Annotated in this window: 19 protein-coding genes and 1 pseudogene; 17 read left to right on the top strand and 3 right to left on the bottom strand. The window is 71.0% G+C overall.

Annotated elements, in window-relative coordinates; translation table 11 throughout:
• Positions 1–13: 13 nt before the first annotated feature.
• On the bottom strand, positions 14–1312 hold the full coding sequence (locus tag IE269_RS01685; RefSeq protein WP_189820851.1) for an amino acid deaminase: 1299 nt from the start codon (positions 1310–1312) through the stop codon (positions 14–16).
• A 79-nt stretch (positions 1313–1391) separates the two neighbouring features.
• Between IE269_RS01685 and IE269_RS01680 the strand changes: the two genes are divergently transcribed.
• From IE269_RS01680 to IE269_RS01665, 4 genes are all read left to right on the top strand, one after another.
• Positions 1392–2474 carry a sugar kinase gene (locus tag IE269_RS01680; protein WP_268253581.1) on the top strand — a complete coding sequence of 361 codons (1083 nt, stop codon included), beginning with the start codon at positions 1392–1394 and terminating at the stop codon, positions 2472–2474.
• Complete coding sequence (locus tag IE269_RS01675) at positions 2471–3250, top strand: IclR family transcriptional regulator (RefSeq protein WP_189820849.1); 780 nt, start codon at positions 2471–2473, stop codon at positions 3248–3250. Before IE269_RS01680 ends, IE269_RS01675 begins: the two co-directional genes overlap by 4 nt.
• Before the next feature lie 57 nt (positions 3251–3307).
• A complete protein-coding gene (locus IE269_RS01670; protein WP_189820848.1) occupies positions 3308–3721 on the top strand; it encodes a RidA family protein in 414 nt (137 codons plus the stop codon).
• A 745-nt stretch (positions 3722–4466) separates the two neighbouring features.
• Positions 4467–5978 (top strand): GntP family permease, encoded by a 1512-nt coding sequence (locus IE269_RS01665; RefSeq protein ID WP_229897395.1) that lies wholly within the window; start codon positions 4467–4469, stop codon positions 5976–5978.
• Between the two features lie 688 nt (positions 5979–6666).
• Here IE269_RS01665 and IE269_RS01660 read toward each other — a convergent pair.
• The gene (locus IE269_RS01660) at positions 6667–7863 is read right to left on the bottom strand and encodes a serine hydrolase domain-containing protein (protein WP_229897393.1); all 1197 of its coding nucleotides are present in this window, start codon (positions 7861–7863) and stop codon (positions 6667–6669) included.
• Positions 7864–8488: 625 nt separating this feature from the next.
• Here IE269_RS01660 and IE269_RS42920 point away from each other — a divergent pair.
• The 7 genes from IE269_RS42920 to IE269_RS01625 all read left to right on the top strand — a co-directional run bounded on the left by IE269_RS42920 (position 8489) and on the right by IE269_RS01625 (position 14442).
• Positions 8489–8749, top strand: a complete 261-nt coding sequence (locus tag IE269_RS42920) for a hypothetical protein (RefSeq protein ID WP_229897392.1) — start codon at positions 8489–8491, stop codon at positions 8747–8749.
• 117 nt (positions 8750–8866) lie between these two features.
• Complete coding sequence (locus IE269_RS01650) at positions 8867–10213, top strand: Nramp family divalent metal transporter (protein WP_189820846.1); 1347 nt, start codon at positions 8867–8869, stop codon at positions 10211–10213.
• A 168-nt stretch (positions 10214–10381) separates the two neighbouring features.
• Complete coding sequence (locus IE269_RS01645; protein ID WP_189820845.1) at positions 10382–11398, top strand: DUF1648 domain-containing protein; 1017 nt, start codon at positions 10382–10384, stop codon at positions 11396–11398.
• Between the two features lies 1 nt (position 11399).
• Complete coding sequence (locus IE269_RS01640) at positions 11400–11777, top strand: GntR family transcriptional regulator (protein WP_189820844.1); 378 nt, start codon at positions 11400–11402, stop codon at positions 11775–11777.
• Positions 11778–11925: 148 nt separating this feature from the next.
• Complete coding sequence (locus IE269_RS01635) at positions 11926–12618, top strand: sporulation delaying protein family toxin (RefSeq protein WP_189820843.1); 693 nt, start codon at positions 11926–11928, stop codon at positions 12616–12618.
• A 112-nt stretch (positions 12619–12730) separates the two neighbouring features.
• Complete coding sequence (locus IE269_RS01630) at positions 12731–13381, top strand: SdpA family antimicrobial peptide system protein (protein ID WP_189820842.1); 651 nt, start codon at positions 12731–12733, stop codon at positions 13379–13381.
• Positions 13375–14442: a sporulation-delaying protein SdpB family protein gene (locus IE269_RS01625; RefSeq protein WP_189820841.1), complete on the top strand. Its 1068-nt coding sequence runs from the start codon at positions 13375–13377 to the stop codon at positions 14440–14442. Before IE269_RS01630 ends, IE269_RS01625 begins: the two co-directional genes overlap by 7 nt.
• On the opposite strand, the gene IE269_RS01620 is transcribed toward IE269_RS01625, so the two are convergent.
• A complete protein-coding gene (locus IE269_RS01620; RefSeq protein WP_308436927.1) occupies positions 14337–15407 on the bottom strand; it encodes a chitinase in 1071 nt (356 codons plus the stop codon). The two genes, IE269_RS01625 and IE269_RS01620, sit on opposite strands and share 106 nt — an antisense overlap.
• Positions 15408–15913: 506 nt before the next feature.
• Between IE269_RS01620 and IE269_RS01615 the strand changes: the two genes are divergently transcribed.
• From IE269_RS01615 to IE269_RS01590, 6 genes and pseudogenes are all read left to right on the top strand, one after another.
• Positions 15914–16768 carry a hypothetical protein gene (locus IE269_RS01615; protein WP_189820839.1) on the top strand — a complete coding sequence of 285 codons (855 nt, stop codon included), beginning with the start codon at positions 15914–15916 and terminating at the stop codon, positions 16766–16768.
• Positions 16769–16868: 100 nt separating this feature from the next.
• Complete coding sequence (gene cpaB / locus IE269_RS01610; RefSeq protein ID WP_189820838.1) at positions 16869–17591, top strand: Flp pilus assembly protein CpaB; 723 nt, start codon at positions 16869–16871, stop codon at positions 17589–17591.
• A gap of 850 nt (positions 17592–18441) precedes the next feature.
• Entirely contained in the window at positions 18442–20055 is a 1614-nt protein-coding gene (locus tag IE269_RS01605; RefSeq protein WP_189820837.1) for a CpaE/TadZ family protein, read from the top strand.
• On the top strand, positions 20052–20483 hold the full coding sequence (locus IE269_RS01600) for a TadE/TadG family type IV pilus assembly protein (protein WP_189820836.1): 432 nt from the start codon (positions 20052–20054) through the stop codon (positions 20481–20483). The genes IE269_RS01605 and IE269_RS01600 overlap by 4 nt, the downstream gene beginning before the upstream one ends.
• A 50-nt stretch (positions 20484–20533) precedes the next feature.
• Positions 20534–21851 (top strand): annotated as a pseudogene (locus IE269_RS01595) (CpaF family protein).
• Entirely contained in the window at positions 21848–22828 is a 981-nt protein-coding gene (locus IE269_RS01590) for a type II secretion system F family protein (protein WP_189820835.1), read from the top strand. Before IE269_RS01595 ends, IE269_RS01590 begins: the two are co-directional and overlap by 4 nt.
• Positions 22829–22862: the final 34 nt, after the last annotated feature.

The raw sequence follows: 22862 nt of genomic DNA, 5'->3' as shown, positions 1-22862 counted from the left end.
GACGGCGGCCCTCTCAGAAGAACGTGCGGACGAAGTCGACCACCGTGCCGTCGGCCTCGACCACGGGGATGAGCTGCCACTTGTCGAAGATCGTGCACGGGTGGGACATGCCCAGGCCCACCCAGTCCCCGACCTCCAGCTCGGCCGAAGCATCGGTGCTCAGCCAGCCGTGCTGGTCGGAGAGCCCGGTGACGGTGATGCCGGTCGCGGGGCGGACGCTGCCGTCGCGGGCGGACCGTACGACCTGGGCCTCGGGGAGGTGGAGGTCGTACGCGGCGTCCCGCTTGCCCGCATTCACGAAGGCCTGCGCGGGCGTCGGCCGGGACACGACCTGCGCCCACAGCCGGAAGGCGGGCTGCAACTGCCCTTCCTCCGGTACCCGGTTGAAGGGGGTGAGCTCCTTGTAGTGGCCGTCGTCGTGCGAGACGTACGCACCCGAGCGCAGCAACTTCATTACGGGGAAGGAGAGTTCGGGGATCTCGGCGAAGACGTCCGCGACGGCGTCGAACCAGGCGCTGCCGCCCGCGCTGATGACGATTTCGCCGAGGTCGGGGGAGAAGCGTCCGGCGCGGTCGAACTCGACTGCCAGGGTGACCAGTTCGCGCAGCCAGGAGCGGACCCGGTCGCCGTCCGCCTTCGGCACCTCGCCCTCGTACCCGGCGACACCCACCAGCCGCAGCGTGGTGGTCGCGGCCACCGCGTCGGCGACCCGGGCGCAGTCGGCAGGGGTGCGTGCGCCGGTACGGGCGCCCTCGCCCGCGCCCAGCTCCACCACCACGTCCACCGGCCGGGAGGCCCCGGCCGCGCGCAGCGCCGCGTCCATCAGCTCGACGCCGCGCACGGAGTCGACGTAACAGACGAAGGTGAAGCCGGGGTCCGCGTCGAGTTCGGCGGAGAGCCAGCGCAGGGCGGCGGCGTCGACCAGCTCGTTGGCGAGGAAGATCCGCGGGATGCCGTACGCGCGGTAGACGCGGGCCTGGTGGGGGACGGCGGCGGTGATGCCCCAGGCGCCGCGCTCCAGCTGGCGGGCGAAGAGCTGCGGGGACATGGAGGTCTTGCCGTGCGGGGCGAAGGCGAGGCGGTGGCGCTCGGCGTAGGTCTCCAGGAGGGCGAGGTTGTGCTCCAGGGACTCCGCGGAGAGGGCGAGGAGGGGGGTGGTGAAGCCGCCGTCGAAGACGTTGCGGCGCTGGGCGGCCAGCTCGCCGACGGTCAGCCCGGCGGCCTCGGCGTCCGGCGGGAGGGCCTTGAAACGGTGGGTGACGGGCTCGTTCGCGAGCTCCTGTACCTCCGGCGTGGCCTGTTCGGCTCCCATGGGGCTCCTCCCTCCGGGTCATTGCAAATAATGCAACGCCCATTGCGTATATCGCTCACCGATGTCTAACATCCGAGCCGTGTCCGCACAACAGTCAGGTTCAGGTACCAGGGTCGCCGCAGCAGGCGCGGCCGAGGCGCATTCCCGCGCCCGGGTCGACGTCGTCTGCCTCGGCGAGTCCATGGTCACCTTCCTCCCCTCCCGCCCCGGCCGGCTCGCCGACGTCCCGTCCTTCGGGCGCACCATCGGCGGCGCCGAGTCCAACGTGGCCTGCGCGCTCGCCCTGGCCGGGCACGACACCAAGTGGGTCAGCCGGGTCGGCGCGGACGGTTTTGGTACGTATCTGACCGAGGCGATCGGTGCGTACGGGGTGGATGTGACGGATGTCGTACGTGATCCGGAGCGCCGGACCGGCATCTACTTCCGCACCGCCGACGACCGCGACGACGCCACCCACGAGGTCGCCTACTACCGGGCCGGGTCCGCCGCCTCCGCGATGTCCCCGGACGCGGTGGCGCGCGAGGCGCTGTTCGCGGCGCGGGTGCTGCATCTGTCGGGCATCACGGCCGCACTGTCGGCGGACTGCCTGGCGTTGATGCGGGAGTTGTGTGCGGCGGGGGAGGGGCGGCCGTTGCTGTCCTTCGACGTCAACTACCGTCCCGGGCTGTGGAGTTCGCCCGGTGAGGGTGGGCGGGTGCTGCTGGAGCTGGCGCGGGGCGCGGATGTCGTCTTCGTCGGTGAGGACGAGGCGGCGGCCGCGTGGGGTGTACGGGGTGGACCTGCGGCCGTGCGGGACGCCCTGCCCGAGCCGGGTGTGCTGGTCGTCAAGCAGGGCGCGGCCGGGGCGACCGTCTTCGCCGGGGACCAGGTGCACTCCGTACCGGCCCCCTTGGTCGAGGTCGTCGCGCCCGTCGGGGCCGGGGACGCCTTCGCCGCCGGGTTCCTCTCCGCGATGCTGCGCGGACTCGACGTACCGCTGCGGCTGCGGCACGGGCACCTGACGGCCGCCGCCGCCCTCACCGTGCCCGGAGACGTGGCCGAAGTGCCCGCACGGGAACTGGCCGACGAGTTGGCCGCCCTGGACGAAGAGGCCTGGGGGAGACTTCGTCTGGGCCCCGGGTGGACCGGGGCGGGGGCGCACGTGGAGGTACGTACCGCATGAGTCAGACAGTCGACCGCGCGCTGAGCATTCTGCCGCTGCTCGCACAGGGGCCCGCCGACCTCGGCCAGGTCGCCGACCGGCTCGGCGTGCACAAGTCGACGGCGCTGCGGCTGCTGCGCACGCTGCACGAGCACGGGCTGGTGCACCGGCAGCAGGACCAGCGGTACCGGCTCGGGGCGCGGCTGTTCGCGCTGGCTCAGGAGGCCGTGGAGAACTTGGATGTGCGCGACATCGCGCATCCGTATCTGAAGGAGCTCAACGCCGAGTGCGGGCACACCGTCCATCTCGCGGTGCGGGAGGAGGGGGAGGTGCTGTACATCGACAAGGTCGAGAGCCGGTATCCCGTACGGATGTACTCGCGGATCGGGAAGCCGGTGGCGATCACCGTGGCCGCGGTCGCGAAGCTGCTCCTGGCGGATCTGCCGGAGGGGGAGCGGCGGGAGATCGCCGAGAAGCTGGAGTATCCCCAGTACACGGCCCGGTCGACGCCCAACGCGGCTGCCTTTGTGCGGGAGTTGGCGTTGGTGCGCGAGCAGGGCTGGGCCACCGACCTCGGCGGGCACGAGGAATCCATCAACTGCGTCGGCGCGCCGATCAGGGGCGCGGACGGCAAGGTCGTCGCGGCGATGTCGGTGTCCGCACCGAACGTCGTCGTCACGCGGGAGGAGCTGCTCACGCTGCTGCCGCTGGTGCGCCGGACGGCGGAGGCGATCAGTCGTGAGTACTCCGGTCACTCCGGTGACTCCGGTGCGGGCGACGTCCCGCACCACGCGTAGGGCGCGCCGGGCGCCCTCCGCACCACCCCACCACTGTCTGGTTAGGAAGTAACCCCCATGGCTGACAAGCTCGAAAAGACCGCGATCACCCCGTCGACCCACACCGCGCCGCCCGCGAAGTTCTCGCACGGCGTCCGGAAGGGGAACCTGCTCCAGGTCGCCGGACAGGTCGGGTTCCTCCCGGCGGTCGAGGGCCAGGCGCCCACGCCTGCCGGGCCTTCCCTGCGGGAGCAGACCCTTCAGACCTTCGCCAATGTCAAGGCGATTCTGGAGGAGGGGGGCGCGTCGTGGGAGGACGTGATGATGATGCGCGTGTACCTCACGGATGTGGATCACTTCGCGGAGATGAACGCGATCTACAACGAGTACTTCGCTGATCTGAAGGAGGCGCCGTCGGCGCGGACCACGGTGTACGTGGGGCTGCCGGCGGGGCTGCTGATCGAGATCGACGCGCTCGCAGTTCTGGGCTGAGCGCTTTTGGGGGCCTGAGTGCGGGTGGCTCAGCCCTCGGGTGACGGGGCCGTCTGCTCCGTCGCCCACCGGGCCCTTGGGGGCGCCCTCTCTCTCCGCCCAGCCCCTTTGGGCGGTGCTCTCCTTTCCGCCGCCATCCCCTCGGGCGGCGGGCCGCACCCACCGGCCCTCTTGGGCGCTCCCCCTCCCCCCCTCGTCCCCTTGGGCTGCGCGCCCCTTCCGCCTAGCCCCCTCGGGCGGCGGGGCCGTCCGCCCCCTTCCCCCTCCCTCGCCCCCTTGGGCGGCGGGGCCGCCCCCCGGGGGGCGGGACGGGCGGGCAAGGGGGCGGTACGCCCGATCCGGGCCCGCCCCGGTTCCGGCCGCTGCCCGCACCTTGCACGCCGGGTGCGCGCAGCCCCGGGGCCCTCGGGACGCCTCCCGGTACCGGGTGCGGTCAGGTCCGGCCCGCCGGGCCAGGGGGTCCCCAGCCCCGCCCCTTCACCTAAACCCGCGGGGCATGCACGGTTCCCGTGCGGGTGCGTCGTGGCTGGTCGCGCAGTTCCCCGCGCCCCTGAAGGGGCGCGCCCGCGCGGCGGACCCGCACATCGACACAGTCCCGCACCCCCAAGCCCCCGCACCCCCAACAGGGTGCAGGCCCACCCCGACAACACCCCAAGCAATCCCCGCACCTGCAAGAAGCCCCGCTCTCTCCTACCCCCCTCGGGGCGACAACGATGTCCCCCGGAACGCCCGGAGTTGACCGCACATGCAGCTCGCAGCACCCGTACCCGTACCCGCCCCCGCCCTCATATCCCTCGCCGCCGACGCCGCCAAGGAGACGCCCCACACCGGCGGCCTCCTGGCCCTCATCAGCGGCACCCCCGGCCTCCTCACCGTCGCCGTCCTCGGCATCGCCCTCCTCCTCTTCCTGATCATCAAGGTCCGGCTCCAGCCGTTCGTCGCGCTGCTCGCCGTCTCCGTCGCGGTGGGCCTCTCCGCCGGCCTCTCGGTCACCGAGCTCTTCGGCACCGTCCAGAAGTCCACCGCGATCTCGGTCATCGAGACGGGCATGGGCGGCATCCTCGGCCACGTCGCGATCATCATCGGCCTGGGCACCATGCTCGGCGCGATCCTCGAAGTCTCCGGCGGCGCGGAAGTCCTCTCCCAGCGCCTGCTCAACCTCTTCGGCGAGAAGCGCGCACCCCTCGCCATGGGCCTCACCGGTCTCATCTTCGGCATCCCGGTCTTCTTCGACGTCGGCATCTTCGTCCTCGCGCCGATCGTGTACGCCGCCGCCAAGCGCAGCGGCAAGTCCGTCCTTCTCTACGCCATGCCGCTGCTCGCGGGCCTGTCCATGACCCACGCCTTCCTGCCCCCGCACCCCGGACCGGTCGCGGCCGCAGGGCTGTTCAAGGTCTCGCTCGGCTGGGTCATCCTGATGGGCCTCGCGGTCGGCATCCCCGCCGTCCTCGCAGCCTGGGTCTATTCCGCCTGGATCGGCAAGCGCATCTTCGTACCCGTACCGCAGGACATGGTGGAAGCGGCCGAGGAGGCGAAGGCGGCGGTCGTCGCCGAGCAGCAGGCCTCCGGGGTCGAGCCGCGCGAGGATCCCGTACCGCTGGGGACCGTCCTGGCCATCATCGGTACGCCGCTCATCCTCATCCTCGGCGCGACCTTCTCCTCGATCGCCCTGGACCCGTCCACGCTGCGGTCGGTCATCGAGTTCTTCGGGAACCCGTTCGTCGCGCTCACCATCGCCCTGCTGCTGGCGTACTACCTGCTCGGCATCCGGCGCGGCTGGTCCCGCAAGTCCCTTGAAGCCGTGTCGACTTCGTCGCTCAAGCCGGTCGGCAACATCCTGCTCGTCGTCGGCGCCGGCGGCATCTTCGGCGCGGTCCTCAAGGGCAGCGGCATCGCGAAGGCCCTCGCTGAGACCTTCGACAACGTCGGGCTCCCGGTCATCGTGCTCGCCTGGCTGATCTCCGTCGTGCTGCGCGTCGCACAGGGGTCGGCGACGGTCGCCATCGTCACCACCGCCGGAATCGTGGTTCCGATGGTCCAGGGGCAGGACGTCTCGCAGGCCCACCTCGCGCTGATCATCATGGCCATCTCGGCGGGCTCGATCTTCGCCTCGCACGTCAACGACGGCGGCTTCTGGATGGTCGCCAAGTACTTCGGCATCTCCGAGCGCGACACCCTCAAGTCCTGGACGGTCCTGGAGACGGTCCTGTCCGTGGCGGGCTTCGCGGTGGCCGCGCTGCTCAGTCTGGTGATCTAGCGGTCCGGCTGACGTTGTGGGGCCTCGGGCTGGAGCCGGAGGTCCCACGGCGGGCGTTCGCGTGTACGGGCGCGTTTCTGGCGGGCCCGTGTCGGTGTGTGCGGGGGAGGGTGCCGGAGCATCCCGTCCCGTGCCGGGGTGCGGGGTGCGGGGGAGCGCCGGAAGTGGGGTGGGCCCGTGCCGGGTGTGCGGGTGCGGGCCGCCCCTCTTTTCATGGTCGCGCTTCCGGGTGGCCCGTAAAGGGCGCTCCTGCGTCGCGTCGGCTGCGCCGATTCCTCCCCCAAGCTCTCGGCTTCGCTCGAGCAGGGGGTACCCCCCCGCTCCACCCTTGACGGGCCACCCTCCAGCGCTGGGCTTTGAGGGGGGACAGCCCGAAAAACGGTCCCCGGACACGGTTCGGGAAGTGGCCGTTCGCCGTTGCCGGGCGGCGGGTTGGTGGGTGGGGGCGCCGGGAAGCGGTGGCAGTCGTGTGCCATCCGTCGCTGGGTGGGTGGGGTGTCGTTCGTGGTGGCGGGTGCGTTCGGCCAGTTGCGGCCGGTGGGGGTGCGCCGACCTCAATGGGGCTGTGGCCATGGGTCCGGCGGGTGCGGGCCGTCGGCTGGCCGAGGCTCAAGCTAGTGGCTCGCGAAAGTGGGACACATGGGAGCGAAAGTGTCCCACCTTTGTGGGGGTGTGGAGGCGCCGTCGGCTATGGGCGTCGGGGCGTGAGGGAGCAGAGGGCTGTGTCCAGGGTGCGGTCCACGTGTTGGCGGCCCTGTGCGGCCGGGCCCGGGTTGGCGTTGACGGCGACGGTTGCGGTTCGGCCGTCGTCGGTTGCGCCCGGGGATGTTGCGTAACCCAGGAAGTCGCCCTCCTGGCCCCAGCGCAGGCCCCCGCAGCTCAGTTTCTGGCTGCTGATGCCGAGGCCGAAGCGGGTGCCCGCGGGGTAGCCCGAGTCGGCGGGGATCGCCACGGTGGTGCGCATTTGGGCCAGTTGGGCGGGGCGCAGGAGCTTGCCGGTGAGGAGGGCGGAGAGGAAGCGGTTGAGGTCGTTGGGGGTCGAGATCAGGGAGCCCGCGGCCCAGGCCGAGGAGGGGTCGAGTTGGGTGACGTCCAGGAAGGGGGTGCCTTGTTTGAGGGCGGAGTAGCCGTGGGGATGGGGGCCTTGGATTTGTTGGTCGCCGGGGGTGGGGAGGTAGGTGTTGCGGAGGCCGGCGCGGTTGATGACGCGGTGGGTGATCTCTTCGTTCAGGGGGCGGCCTGTTACCTGCTCGACGAGGAGTCCGGCCACCACATAGCCCGTACTGCTGTACTGCCAGCCCTTGCCCGGCGGGAACACCGCCTTGTGGCGCAGGGCGAGGTCCAGGAGGGTGCGGGGCTGGTAGTAGCGGTGGCGTTTGGCGGCCATGTCCGCCAGGTCGGTCGCGAGGTAGCGGGTGTAGTCGGGCAGGCCGCTGGTGTGCTGGAGGAGGTGGCGCACGGTGATGCGGCGGCCGTCGATGCCGTTGCCGCGCAGGAGTCCTGGGAGGTACTTCTCGACGGGGGCGTCCAGGGACACCTTTCCCTCGCCGACGAGTTGGAGGACCGCGACCGCCGTGAAGGACTTGTTGACGCTTGCAGCCCGCGTCCGCCCGTCGACCGACGCCTTCGCTCCTGTGCGCAGGTCCGCGACTCCGGCGACGGCCTGCCGGGTGCGGCCGTCGCGGTCGGTGGTGGCGGCCCAGGCCGCCGGGTAGCCGTCGTCCTGTACGAGCCGGTCGAGGGCGTGCTGTACGGGGTCGGGGGTGGGGGCGGCGGTCGCGGGCAGCGTGCTGGTGAGGGCCAGGGCGGTGAGGGTGAGGGTGAGGGCGGTGGCGGCTGTGGTGCGCAGGTGGCGGTGGGGGGTGGGGTGCGGCGACATGGACATGGGGGACCCTTCCTCGTACGTACGACGGGGGTTGTCCGTTCCAGCGTGGGTCCGTGTGTCCTCCGGCCACCATCCGGGCAGCCGCAGGGCTTTCCGTGCGGGCAGCCTCACGGTTCGGGTGATGCTGGCCCCCGGCCGCCGTGCGGGGTACCGCCTCCCGGTGGCGGATCGGTTCAGCCCCGGCCCGCTGGGCCAATGGGTCCCCAGCCCCGCCCCTTCACCTAAACTCTGCGGGGCAGTTGGAGGGTTCCGTGCGGGTGCGTCGTGGCTGGTCGCGCAGTTCCCCGCGCCCCTGACGGGGCACCGCAGATCGAAACAGCCCCGCGCCCCTGGAGGGGTGCCCCCGCGATACTGGCTTCGGCAGCACGCACCGGACAGGGACGGACGGACACCCACCATGAGCCAGTACGGACACGGGCACCCGGGTGGTGTCGATGGGCAGCAGCCACCGGCGCCGCTGGGTGCCTTCGGGCCGCCGCCGCCCGCGTTTGTCCCCGGGCAGCACCAGCCCCCGGTCCCGCAGTATTCGCCGCCCGCGCCCCAGCCGGGGTATCACCCCGCCACGCCCGAGCAACTGCTCGCCCCCGGACCCGAGTTCCTTGCCACGGACGCCCACTTTGGCGTGGTGATTGACGCGAGTGGGGTGTCCTTCGATGCCGACGGCAACACCGCCGAGTTCGGCTGGGGTGAGCTGCTCACCGTGCAGTTCAAGCCGAGTCCGGTCGGGCGGCGGCTCATGGTCGCCGCCGTTCTGCCCGACGGGCGCTTCTTCGAGTGCGTCGTCAACGCCCGCAAGGCGGCCGTGCTTCAGCAGTGGTTGGGGGAGATCGGGTACGTGGTCGGGCACTACCTCGCCGCCCGCGGATACCCGAACAACACGCCGTAGGAGCCCCGTCCGGCTGCGATACGGAGACGATCTTGCCCCGGCCCTTGCGTCCGGCCGCCCCCGCGACCCACCGTGTTGCGGATCACCGTGGGGGGCCAACGGGAGGCAGGAAAGTCCATGTCAGACAGCACATCCACCGGGAAGGGCAACGGGGGCGTGACCCCCGAACTCGCCGAACCCGCCCTGCGCAAGGCGAGTTGGAAGTACGTCGGGCCGGGCATCGTCGTCGCCGCCACCGGGGTCGGGGCCGGGGACCTCGTCGCGACCCTCATCGCGGGCAGCCGGTTCGGGTACACCCTGCTGTGGGCCGCGATCATCGGATGCATCGTGAAGATCTCGCTCGCCGAGGCGACGGGGCGGTGGCACCTTGCCACCGGGAAGACTCTGTTCGAGGGCTGGCGCAGTCTGGGGCAGTGGACCTCGGTGTACTTCGCCGGCTACGTCGTCATCTGGGGCTTCGTGTACGGCGCCACGGCGATGACCACCTCCGCGCTGCCGCTCGACGCGCTCTTCCCCTCCGGCCCCGGGCTGCAGTTCTGGGCGATCCTGTGCGGGGTGCTCGGGCTGATCTTCGTGTGGTTCAACCGGTATGCGGCCTTCGAGAAGTTCATGACCGTCGTGATCGGGATGAAGTTCCTGGTGGTCGTGTACGTCGCGATCCGGGTCGCGCCCGACCTCGGGAACGCCCTCGCCGGTCTGGTGCCGACCCTTCCGGACGGCTCGATCCTCTACACGCTCGGCCTGATCGGCGGCGTCGGCGGCACCATCACCATGGCCGCGTACGGCTACTGGGTGAACTCCAAGGGCTGGACCGACGCGAGCTGGATGAAGGTGATGCGGCTCGACAACCGCGTCGCGTACATCACCACCGGCGTCTTCGTCGTCGCGATGCTGATCATCGGCGCCGAGCTGCTGCACTCGTCCGGCATCGCCCTCGGCAAGGGCGAGGAAGGGCTGGTCGACCTCGGCGGCGTACTGGAGGACAAGTTCGGGGTCGTGACCGCGAAGCTCTTCCTGATCGGCTTCTTCGCGACCTCGTTCGGCGCGCTGGTGGGCGTGTGGCACGGGGTGAGCCTGATGTTCGCGGACTTCGTGGAGCGCATCCAGCGCGAGCGCAAGGCCAAGGCCGCGGGTGAGGGCGCGGTCGCCGACGCGGGCGGCATGGTCGAGGAGGTCGCGACCGGCAAGCGGGAGAAGTCCCTGCCCTTCCGGGCGTACCTGCTGTGGCTGACCTTCCCGCCGATCGCCCTGCTCTGGAGCGGGGAGCCGTTCGGCCTGGTCGTGCTGTACGGAGTGCTCGGCGCGTTCTTCATGCCGTTCCTGGCGCTGACGCTGCTGTGGCTGCTCAACACCTCCCGTACGCCCGCCGCATGGCGCAACGGCTGGCTCAGCAACCTCATGCTCGCCCTGGCCGGCCTGATGTTCGTGGTGCTGTGCGTGAAGCAGGTCGTTGATCTGTTCTGAGGGTCATCTGCCATGCGTTGACGGGACTTTGACGTTCCGTCGGTCCGCTTGACGGCTTCCATACGGGCACGTCGTTGTGGGTGTTCCGGCCTCCGGGCAAGACTGCGGAGGCCGGAACAACACCTAGTTGTTCTAGCGGCATGCGCACAGTGGGAGGCGGGGTTTTCGATGGGTCGGGACAAGAGCCGGCAGGGGCGGCTGCTGTTGCTCGTGGGGCTGCCCTTTCTGGTGGCGGCGGTTGCGGTGGCCGTGACGTTCGTACGGTTGCGGGGGCGGCTGCCTGATGCCCTGGCCACGCACTTCGGTGCCGAGGGGGTCCCGGACGGGCACACAGCGTGGGGTGTCTTCCTTGCCGTCTCGCTCGGTCTGTTGGTGGGTGGTGGGGTTCTCTTCACGGTTGTCTGCCGGGCGGCCCTGAAGGCGCCCGGCGGGCAGCGGACCACCGTGGCGGCGGGCGCGGCGTCCGCCGTGCTCCTCGGCTGGCCGGTCGTCGCCGTGCTCGTGGCGAACGCGGACACCGGCGCCCGGTTCGGCGGCCGCGTCGCGCACTTCCCCTTCTGGCAGTTCGCGGCGGCCCTCGGCGGGGCCGTGCTGGTCGGTGCGGTGGTGTGGCTGCTCGCGGGAGCGGGCGCGGGGGAGCCCGTACCCGAGGGCGACGGGCCGGGCGAGGACGCCGAGGGCGTGCCCCGGCTGGAGCTGGCCGACGGCGAGACGGCCGGGTGGACGCGGGTGACCGGGTCGCGGGTGCTGCCCGCCGTGGGCCTCGCCACGCTGGCGCTCGGGGCGGTGGTCGGGCTCACCACGGGCTGGGGGCCGGCGGTCCCGGTCCTTGTCGTGGGGGCACTGCTGGCCACGGTCACGGGTGCGCGCGTCACCGTGGACCGGCACGGGCTCACCGTCTCGCCCGTACTGCTGTCCCGGCCGAGGATGAACGTTCCGCTCGACCGGATCGAGACGGCCGGACACCGCCAGGTCAGCGCCCTGGGCGACTTCGGCGGGTGGGGGTACCGGATGCGTCCGGGCGCGAGCGGGATCGTACTGAGGTCGGGTGACGCGCTGTCCCTGCACCTGGCCACCGGGCGGGAGTTCGTGGTGACGGTGGACGACGCGGCCTCGGCGGCAGCCCTGTGCAATGCCCTCACGGAGCGCGAACGCAGGAGCGGTGGCAGCGGGGCGGGGGACTGACGTGCTGTTCCGGCTGGACACCGGTTCCGCCGTCCCGCTGGGCGACCAAGTCGCTGCTTGTGTACGGAGAGCAGTCGCGGACGGCGAACTGGGCCCCGGCGCCCGGCTTCCCCCGGCCCGCCAGGTCGCCGAGTCTCTCGGCGTGAACGTCCACACCGTACTGCGCGGATATCAACGCCTGCGCGAGGAGGGGCTCGTGGACATGCGCCGGGGGAGAGGGGCCACGGTCACCCGTGGGGACGGGCTGCGTAGGGCTCAACTCGTGGGGATGATCGGTGCGTTGGTGTTGGATGCGCGGCGGCTCGGGATCTCGGACGAGGAGTTGCTGGACCTGGTGCGGGGTGTGCTCCACAACCAGGTGCCCCCTGCACTCGGTTAGGGGCGCGTCAAAGGTGGACGGCAAACCGGTCCGGAGTGATCGGCTGCTGGCAGTCTCCTGATCAAGCCCGCGATTCGGGGGGACATCAACCGTGTCCTCCTGATTCGTCGCGCCGTCACACCCTTACGAGTGTCCGAGGGGAAATGGCATGAAGCACAATCGGCGCACCATCGGCCTGGTCGCGGGGCTCACCGCGGCCGCGTTGTCCATCACGGGGGTTACCGCGTCGGCGGCCCCGAGCGCCGGGGCGTCCGCCCCGGCCGCCGTCGTCGCGGCGGTGCCGTCGGCCGCGTCCGCCGCTGCCCTGGAGAAGGACGGGCGTGCCGTCTTCGGCGGTCTGTACTTCGGCCAGGGGCAGGTCGGCGAGTCGCTGTCCCGCAGCCCGCTCTTCTCCGACCTGCGCAAGGGCCTCGCCCAGAACGACAAGGCCGAGTCGGTCAAGGTCGCGGACGCGCTGATGGACCGTATCGACGCCAAGCACCCGGGATTCTTCGCGGAGTTCAGCCGCAAGAGCCGCAGCGGCGACCCGCGCCGGGTCGAGGCCGCCGTCAACGACGGTCAGGCCAAGCTCGTCGCCGAGCTGACCAAGGGCGACAAGTCCGCGCGCGTCCCGGAGAACGGCCAGCGCTGCGGTGCGACCGTCGCTGTCGCCGCGGCGGCCGTCCACGTCGCCGCGGTGTTCACGGCCGCCGGCGCCGTGGTGACCGTGACCGTCGCGGTCGGTGCCAACTTCGTCAAGGCGAAGAACTGGTTCTGGAGCGTGGCCCCCCAGGGCGCCGACGGCGCCCTCGGTCACGACGAGGCCGTCGCCTCGGTGACGAACCTGCTGAAGACCGCCTGATCCAGGCGGAGTTGCCAGTACGAGTGCGGGGGCGGGGGCTGCTGTGCGCGCCGGTGGGTCCCGCCCGCCGTGTGTCATGTCTACAACAAGCGCGGGGCGAGGGAACACTCACGTGGGAAGCACGAACCGGTTGCGCGCGGCGCGCGACCTCTGCCGAAGACTGACGACGCAAGGGCCCGGCCCGCGACGGGTGCCGGTTCCGTCCCGTGCGGTGCTGGCCGTCGTGGTCGTGTGGGGGGTCTTCCTCCTGTACGTCGCCCAGGTACAGCTCCCGAAGAACGTGCTGGCCCTGCCCGGTCAGGACCGGGTGACGTTCACCGTGGCCAACCTCGCCCCGCAGGGCTGGGCGTTCTTCACCAAGTCGGCGCGGGACGCGGAAGTGCTTCCGTACGGGCGGACGGGGGAGGGGAGTTGGGGCTCCCTGCTGCTGGCTCCGCACGCCGCGCCGCGCAACGCGTTCGGCCTGGACCGGGGCTCCCGCTCGCAGGGCATCGAGATTGCCCTGCTGCTGGACCGGGCTTCGGAGAAGGACTGGCGCGAGTGCGGGGAGGGGGGCGGGAGCGGCCCGGACGGGTGCCTCGCCGGGAGCGACGGCGGTGCGGCGGCTCCGCCCGTGCGCCGGGTCGAGAACCCCTCGCCCTCCCCGACCCTCTGCGGCCGCGTGGCCCTCGTCCAGGAGAAGCCGGTGCCCTGGGCCTGGCGCGACCTGGTCCCCGAACGTCTGACCCCCGAGCGGCTCCTCACCCTGGACGTCACATGCTGAACCAGCCCGCGAAGCCCCATGCTCAGAGCACTCGGGGAACCCGGAGCCTCCCGCTCCCGTGGACCAACGCCTACGGCCTCGCCCGCACCCTCCTCGCGCTGGGCACCGCCGGGACCCTCGCCCTCAGCAGTACGGACACCCTCTTCCGCCCCGTCGCGACCATGGGCACGTATCCGCTGTGCCACGGCATCACCGCGAGCGGCGCCTTCTGTCTCGTGCCGCACGGCCAATTCACCCTCCTGCGCTGGGTGTTGGTGGCCGTGCTCCTGGTCGTGGCGTCGGGCTGGCGGCCGCGCTGGACGGCGCTTCCGCATGCGTACATCAGCTTCAGCGTGTTCTCCGGCATCGCGATCGGCGACGGCGGCGACCAGCTCACCTGGATCCTGTCGCTGCTGCTGGCGCTGGTCGGGCTCGGTGACTCCCGGCGCTGGCACTGGCAGCAGCCGTCACCGGGCCCGGTGCCGGGGCGGGTGTGGGTGCTGCTCGGGGTGAGTGCGTGGGTGATGGCCCGGTTGCAGATGGCGTTCGTCTACTTCCAGGCGGGCATCGCGAAGCTGCCGCACGCCGAGTGGGCGGACGGCAGCGCCATGTACTACTGGATGAACAACCCGTCCTTCGGAGCCCCGGGCTGGCTCCGCCCGGTGACGGACGCCGTGGTCGGCTCGCCGGTGGGGGTGGTCGCGCTCACCTGGGTGCCGGTCGCGCTCGAAGTCGCCCTGGCGGCAGCCCTGTTGATTCCGCAGCGGTGGCGGTGGTGGCTGCTGGTTCCGGGGCTGGGCTTCCATCTGGCCATCGCCGTGGTGATGGGGCTGTGGAGCTTCGCGCTGGCGATGTGGGCGGGGCTGTTCCTGCTGCTGGTGCCCCTGGGGCACAGCTTTCCGGCGCTGCGACGGGAGGTGCAGCCCGCCGCCTCCGACGAGCACCGGGCGGCCCCGCCCCGTACGGAATCGGGCGACTACGGCAGCGACCGTACGTGCGCGCCCACCGACTTCGACCAGGCGTGCCCGTCCTTGGCGTCCCAGTTCGTCGACCAGGCCATCGCGCCGCGCAGCCCCGGGTAGGTCCTGGCGGGCTTGAACTTGCCGCAGTTGGTGCCCCTGGTCAGGCAGTCCAGGGCCTTGTTGACGACCGAGGGGTCGACGTAACCGGCGTCCTTGTTGCGCTTGTTGGAGGGGAGGCCGAGGCCGACCTGCGAGGGGTCGAGGCCGCCTTCGAGCTGGATGCAGGCCAGTGCGGTGAGGAAGTCGACCGTGCCCTGCTGGTAGACCTTGCCGTCGCAGCCCTTCATCGAACCCGAGTTGTAGAACTGGGTGTTGACGACGGTCAGGAAGTCCTTGATGTTCAGGGCGGTCTTGAAGTAGTCGCTGTCCGTGGACTGCATGTCCTTGGTCTGCGGGGCCATCGTGACGACCAGCTTCGGGCCGATTCGGCCGTGCAGGTCCTTCAGGGCGCGGGTCATGTACTCGGTGCTGAACCCGTCGTTCTCCGTGTCGATGTCGACGCCGTCGAAGCCGTACTCGGTGATGAGTGCGTGCACGGAGTCCGCGAAGCGCTTCGCTGTCTCGCCGTCGTCGACCTCGACCTTGCCGTGCTCGCCGCCGACCGAGATGATCACGGACTTGCCGGCCCGCTGCTTGGCCTTGATGTCGGCCTTGAACTCCGCGACCTGGTATCCGCCGAGGCCGCCGGTGTCGAGCTTGAAGCCGACCTTGCCGCGTTCGTCCGCGAGGTCGGCGAAGGAGACGGCGATGATGTCGTACGCGTCGGAGACGTCGCGCAGCTTCTCGATCGTGGCGCCGTTGCGGAAGTTCTGCCAGTAGCCGGTGAGGGCGTGCCGGGGGACCTGGGGCGCGCCCAGCGCCTTGGGGGTCGGCTTCGGGGCGGCGGAGGTCTGCTCCGGGGCGTCCTTGGGGCCGCCGTCCGGCTTCTCCTGCCCGTCCGACGTGCAGGCTCCCAGCATCCCGGCGGCGAGAACGGCGGCAGCCGTGCCGAGGGTGAAGCGACGGATGCGGGATGCGTGGCGCACGTACGGACTCCAGTCGGTCGTCATCGGGGCAAGCCGTTCAAAAACGGCCAAGCTGACCAAATTGGTTCAGGCCATTTCGGATGTCAAGTGGATCACTGCGCCCATTGTGGGCGGCTTCTCGCCGTCGCGCCGAAGTTTGGCCCGAAACCGTCTCCCCCGACCGGCAAACGGAACGCATGATCACAAGCGGTAGTGCAGCAGTGACGTGGGGTGGCAGTCGCCCTGCGCGGGCAAACGGAGTGCGAATACTCACCGAACAAGATCAACTCACCGGGAAAAACGGGGAGTTGAGTGGCGTACGGGATCTCTGGAAGCTGTTCTCTCCCCCGTATGACGTGGCTAAAGTGCAGATGCACCACGTGTGGTGACGAGTGGTTGCACCACGCGTGAGCGAAAGAAGCGAGAAGAGCGACAGCACAAGGACACAGCCGAACAGGTACGAACACGTACGAACGTGTACGAGCGCGGACGAACAGGGTCGGGCAACGGGGAGCGGGGACATCGACGTGCCGACAGCGATAGCCGTGACCAGCGCCGACCTGGTGCTGCCGCCGACCGACCGGCAGACCCCGACCGCCGCCGTCCTCCAGCCGCCCGGCAGCCAGTCCCTCGACGCGGCCCTCGCCGAGACGAACGTCCTGCTGGAACGGCACGGCTACCTGGTCGCCCTCTACCCCTCCTCCCTCCCGCCGGCCCACGAGCACCGCCTGCACACGGTCCGCTCGGTCCTGGAGACCGACCGCATCGCCCTCCTCAAGCTGGACCTCCCGCCCCTGGGCATCGCCGTCCTCACCCGCCAACTGCGCCAGCTCTCGGTCTGCGACTTCAGTGCGGGCGTCGTCGCCTCGGCGGCCCGCCTGCTCTCCCACTACGTCTACGCGGGCGCACTCCTCAACTCCGTCACCAAGCTCGACCGCATCCCGGTCACGCTCAAGTCGCACGCGAAATCGTGGATGCCGGGCACGCAGTTCGCCGTACTGGCCAATCCGGAGCCGCAGCTGATCAAGGTGGGCGGCGAGGAGAAGCTGGCCGGGCCGGAATTCGCCACGCAACTGGCGGTCGGGGCGGGTCAGTTGTCGTCCACCTGGGTCACGGAGACCCTGGCCCCCGCCTGGCAGGTGCAGGGCGTCCAGGAGGTCGGGCTGCCGGCGGCGTCGGCGGGCTGGTGGGGCACGCCGAAGACGGTCGAGTTCGCGGCCTTCCTGCCCGATGTCTCCGTCCTCTACCAGCTCGTCTCCTCGGTGCGCATCGAGCAGTGCCACTGGTGCGGGATCCAGCTGATAGGGGACCGCTGCGGGTTCTGTTCGGCGCCGGTGGCGTCGGCTGAGCCGCATGCGGCGCTGAGCCGCGGCTCGACGTAACGCACTCGCTTCTTCTCAGGCTTCAGGCCCTTGTTCGTCTGCACGACTCGCACGGTTCCGTTCCGACGCACGACGTAATCCGATCGAGGTAGCTCGCACCATGAACTCACGGCAGCGCCGCGGCATCATCCTGCTGATCCTCTCCGTCCTGTGCGCGGTCGGCGCGTTCGTCGGAGTGCTGACGGTGATCCGCGACGTGAATTCGAAGGTCGGCCCGGAGGTGACCGCGTACCGCCTGAAGTCGGACGTCGCGCCGTACAAGGCGCTGTCGACGGCGCAGTTCGACCGGGTGTCGATGCCCAAGCGCTGGCTCTCGGAGAACGCGGTCACCGACATCTCCGAGATCCGCGGCAAGATCGCCGTCACCCAGCTGAAGAAGGGCTCGCTGCTCCAGACGGACATGCTGGTCAAGCGGCCCGAACTCCAGCCGGGGGAGCAGGAGATCGCCATCATGATCGACGCGGAGACGGGCGTCGCGGGCAAGATCACTCCTGGTTCCAAGGTGAACGTGTACGCGACCTTCGAGTCCGACAAGAAGCTGGACCCGAAGCACAAGCAGGAGGAGTCCTGGGTCATCGTCTCGGGCGCGCGGGTCATCGACGTCGGCAAGATCACCCCGCTGGAGCCGGACGCGAAGGACCGCAACCGGAAGATGAAGGACGCCGTCCCGATCACCTTCGCGCTGAGCACGCGGGACGCGCAGCGCATCGCGTACGCGGAGTCCTTCGCCGTCCATGTCCGCCTGGCCCGCATCCCCGACGGCAGCGACCCGAACATCACGCCGCGCGACCGCATCTTCGACCTCCCCGGAGACCGGACGTGACGTCCCGGCCCCGGCTCCTGCCGCTGCCCCTGCTTCCGGCCCCGGTCGCGGCCCCGGCCCCGGTCGCGCTTGCCGCGCCGGGGGCGCGGGCGGCTGCGGTCTGCACCTCGGGTGCGCCTTGTGTTCCGGGGGCGGCCCGTACCCCGGGGGTGGCCCGAATCCCGGGGGCTGCCCGAATCCCGGGGGCGGCCCGGATCCCGGGGGTGGCCCGAATCCCGGGGGTGGCCCGTGCCCCAGAGGGGGTGCGTGTCCCAGCGGGGGTGCGTGTCCCGGGGGCGGCCCGAACCCGTACGGCCCGCGCCTGCGGTGGTGCGCTCGGCGCGGGTAGCCGCTGGGCCGGTGCGACCCGTACCTGTGCGCCGGGCGCGGGTGTGCGCCCGACCGGCACCACCCGTACCTGTGCGCCCGGCACGGGCACCCGCACGACCGGCACCACCCGTGCTGGTTCACCCGGCGCGGGTACCCGCTGGACCGGCACCACCCGTACCTGTGCGCCCGGCACGGGCACCCGCACGACCCGCACCATCCGTACCCGTACGACCCGCACGGGCGTGCGCACGACCGGAACCACCCGCACCGGTGCACCCAGCACGGGCACCCGCAGGACCGGCACCACCCAGGCCGGTGCACCTGGCACGGGCACCGGGATCGGCACCACCCGTGCCCGTACGCCCGACACGGGCACTCGCACGACCCGCACCGGCACGCGCAGGACCGGCTCGACCCGTACCCGCACGACCGGCTCGACCCGTACCCGTACGACCCGTACCCGCACAACCCGCACCTTGGTGCGGACCGCACCACCCCTCGCACCAGCAGTGACGTGTGGACCAAGAGTGAGGACGGCCGCATGACGACGCGTATCCTCCCGGCGGTGGGCGACCCGGACGCCGCCCGCGCCATCATCACCCTGCTCAGCCAACTGCCGGACGCGGAACCCGCCTCGCCCGCGCCCGACTCGACGTCGCTGCTCGACACGCTCGCCCGCCTCGCGCAGGAGTCGCTGGACGAACTCCCCGAGGTGGTCCTCGTCCACGAGCGGATCGGCCCCGTCCCCGCCCTGGAGGTCATCCGCGAGGTCGCCCTCCGCTTCCCGGCAGTGGGCGTCGTCCTGATCTCCGCCGACACCAGCCCGCAGCTCTTCACCGCCGCGATGGACTCCGGCGCCCGGGGCATGATCGGACTGCCGCTCAGTTACGAGGAGTTGGCGGGGCGGGTGCAGAACGCGGCCTCGTGGTCGGTCGGCGTACGCCGCCACCTGGGGGCCGGGGCCGACGTGTTCAGCGGCCCCGGCGGGACCGTCGTCACCGTCACCGGAGCCAAGGGCGGCATGGGCACCACCCTGATCTCCGTCCAGCTCGCCCTCGCCGCCAAGGCCTCCGGCCGTACGGTCGCGCTGGTCGACCTGGACCTCCAGTCCGGGGACCTGGCCTCGTACCTGGACGTCCAGTTCCGCCGCTCGATAGCCGACCTCGCGGGGATCTCCGACATCACCCCGCGCGTGCTGCAGGACGCCCTGTACACGCACGCCACCGGCCTCGGCCTGCTCCTCGCCCCCGTGGACGGCGAGCGCGGCGAAGAGGTCACCGACCGCGTCGCCCGCCAGGTCGTCAGCGCCCTGCGCAACCGGTACGAGATCGTCGTCGTCGACTGCGGTACGCAGATGAACAGCGCCAACGCGGCTGCGATCGAGATGGCCGACCAGGCCGTCCTGGTCGTCACCCCGGACGTCATCGCCGTACGCGCCGCCAAGCGCATGGTCCGCCTCTGGGACCGGCTCCAGATCCGCAAGGCGGAGGAGACCACCACCGTCGTCAACCGCCTCACCCGCAACACCGAGATCCAGCCGCCCCTGGTCGAGAAGATCACCGGCACGAAGATCGCCCGCAGCTCCGTCCCCTCCAACTACAAGGAACTCCAGTCCGCCGCCGACGCCGGCCGCCTCCAGGACCTGGAGGCGCGCAGCACGGTCAAGCAGGCGATCTGGGCGCTGGCGGGGGAGCTGGGCCTGGTCAAGACCCAGGAGAACGCCTCCGGCGGCCGTGGCGGCCGGGCCCGCGGCGACCGGGGCCTGGTCGGCCGCAGCCGCCGGGGCGACAAGGGCGCCATCTCCGCCGAACTCGCCGGGATGTTCCCGCTGATCCTGCTGGTCATGGTGCTGATGTGGCAGGCGGTGGTCTGGGGGTACACCTTCTCGCTCGCGGGGAACGCGGCGGACGAGGGGGCGCGGAAGGGGACGGCGGCGTACGGGGCGGGCGGCAGCGGCGTTGCGGAGTGCGAGGCAGCCATACGGTCCCGGCTCCCCGGCGCGTGGGCCGTCACCGAATCCCACTGCGGCGCGGAAGGCAACCTCTACAAGGCCACCGTGAAGTTGAACGTCCCGGTCCTCTTCCCCGGCGCGAACGCCTTCAACTGGTCCTCCGAGGGCAAGGCCGGGGCCGCCCTGGAAGGAGCCGAGAAATGATCTCCGTACGCTTCCGAGCCGCCCGAGCCGCCCGAGCCGCCCAAGTCCCTCGCGCCCCCGCCACCAAGGGCAAGGGCGACAAGGGCGTCGCCAGCCTCGAATTCACCGGCTTCCTGCCGATCCTCCTCATCGTCGTCCTCGCCGCCATCCAACTCGGCATCGCGGGCTACGCGGCCCTCCAGGCCGGTTCCGGAGCCCGCGCCGGAGCCCGTATCGGGTCCCAGGAGGACTACCGGGGCCAGTGCACCGCTGCGGGCAACGCCGCGATGAGCGGCTGGCTCGTCGCCCGAGGCGGCAACGTCACCTGCGGAGGCGGCGACATCGTGCAGGCCACCGCCACCGTCCCCGTCCCCTCGATCATCCCCGGCTTCACCTTCGGCCCCATCACCCGCACCGTCTCGATGCCCGCCGACGACACCACCCCGTAACCCTCCCCAGCACGCACACGCACCCGTACGCACCCGTACCAAGGAGCCCCATGAGCCTGCGGCAACGCATCGCCGCCCCCGAGGAGCACGGCGGGGGGCGGGAGGACGGCCACCTGGTCGCCACCTACCGGGCGAAACTGCTCGAAGAGATCGACCTCGCCGAGATGTCCTCCCTCGCGGCGGCCGAGCGAAGGGCCCGCCTGGAGCGCGTCCTCGGCCACATCATCAGCCGCGAGGGCCCGGTCCTCTCCACCTCCGAGCGCTCCCAGCTGATCCGCCGCGTCGTCGACGAAGCCCTCGGCCTGGGCGTGCTCGAACCGCTCCTCGAAGACGCCTCCATCACCGAAATCATGGTGAACGGCCCCGACTCGATCTTCGTGGAGCGCGCGGGCCGCGTCGAGCAACTCCCCATGCGCTTCGCCTCCCACGAGCAACTGATGCAGACCATCGAGCGCATCGTCTCGACCGTCAACCGCCGCGTGGACGAGTCCAATCCGATGGTCGACGCCCGCCTCCCCTCCGGCGAGCGCGTCAACGTGATCATCCCCCCGCTCTCCCTCACGGGCGCGACCCTCACCATCCGCCGCTTCCCGAAGGCGTACCGCCTGGACGAGCTGATCAACCTGGGCACGCTCGACCACAACATGCTCATGCTGCTCTCCGCCTTCGTCCGCGCCCGCTTCAACCTGATCGTCTCCGGCGGTACGGGCTCGGGGAAGACGACCCTCCTCAACGCCCTCTCCGGCCTCATCCCCGACCACGAGCGCATCATCACCGTCGAGGACGCGGCCGAGCTCCAGCTCCAGCAGGCCCACGTCATCCGCCTGGAAACCCGTCCCCCGAACGTCGAGGGCAAGGGCCAGATCACCATCCGCGACCTGGTCCGCAACTCCCCGAGGCGGCGAGACGCTCGACATGCTCCAGGCCATGTCCACCGGCCACGACGGCTCCCTCGCGACCGTCCACTCCAACAGCGCCGAGGACGCCCTGATGCGCCTCCAGACCCTCGGCTCGATGTCCGAGGTCGAAATCCCCTTCGAGGCCCTGAAGGACCAGATCAACAGCGCCGTCGACGTGATCGTGCAGCTCAGCCGCATGGCGGACGGCTCCCGCAAGATCACCGAGATCGTGATCCTGGTCAGCCACGGCCGCGAGAAGTTCCAGATCGTCCCGGTGTCCCGCTTCCTGGCCCAGCCGATGAGCCCGGACCGCCTGGTCCACGGCCACTTCGAGCACCTCCCGCTCCCGCGCCGCATCGCCGAGCGCCTCTACCTCGCCAACGAACCGCTCCCGCCTGCCTTCGGCGTCCGCGACGACCCCCTGAACGACTCCCTCTACGTACGACAAGCCATCGAGGCCCGGCCATGACACCCCACCTCCTGGCGGCTGCCGCCGCACCGCCCCCCACCCTCACGCAGTACGCGCTCCTCGCCCTGGGTGCGACCCTGCTGACCTGCCTGCTGGCGGTCGTCGGCGTGCACACGTACGCCTCGGGCAAGGCCCAGCGCAACGCCCTGGAGAACCGCCTCGCCCTCACCGCCGGCCACGAGACGGGCCGCCGCCGCCACTTCCGTGGCATCGACCGCCGCCTGCGCCGCACCACGCTCGGCAAGAAGCTCCAACTCCGCATCGCCTCAACGGGATTGGACGTGACACCCGGCGAGTTCTTCGTGTACGTCCTCGGAGGCGTCGCCGCGCTCTGGCTGATCGCGATCTCGGTCCTCGCCCCCTTCTTCGGCCCGATCGCGGGCCTGGTGGCGATCTGGGGGGCGCACACCTTCCTCAACTGGCAGCGCCAGAAGCGCATCGAGGCGTTCATCAACCAGCTCCCGGACCTCTCCCGCATCCTCGCCAACGCCACCGCCGCAGGCTTGGCCCTCCGTACCGCACTGGGTATGGCGGCCGAGGAACTGGAAGCCCCCGCAGGCGAGGAACTGGCAACCGTCGCAAGCCAGTTGGCGGTCGGCCGCACCATCGACGACGCCCTCGGTGAACTCTCCGAACGCCTGCCCTCCCGCGAGCTGGTCGTCCTCGTCACCACCCTCGTCCTCTCCAACAAGGCGGGCGGCACCGTCGTCGGCTCCCTGCGCAACCTCACCGAGACCCTCGAAGAGCGCAAGGAGACCCGGCGCGAGGTCCGCACGATGCTCTCCGAGGTCAACGCGACGGCCTACACCGTCCCGCTGCTCGGCCTCGGCGCCATGATCATGCTCAACTCCATGAACCCCGGCTCCATGGAGAAGATGACCGGCAACCCCATCGGACAGATCGTGGTCGGCGTCGCCGTGGCCCTGTACGCACTGGGCTTCGTCGCGATGCGCCGACTCGGCAAGATCGAAGTCTGAGGTGGGCGGCACACACACCATGAACCTGACGACC

Source organism: Streptomyces spiroverticillatus (genome assembly GCA_014650415.1).
GTDB classification, from domain to species: Bacteria; Actinomycetota; Actinomycetes; order Streptomycetales; family Streptomycetaceae; genus Streptomyces; species Streptomyces spiroverticillatus.
This window is presented reverse-complemented; position numbering and strand designations above follow the sequence as displayed.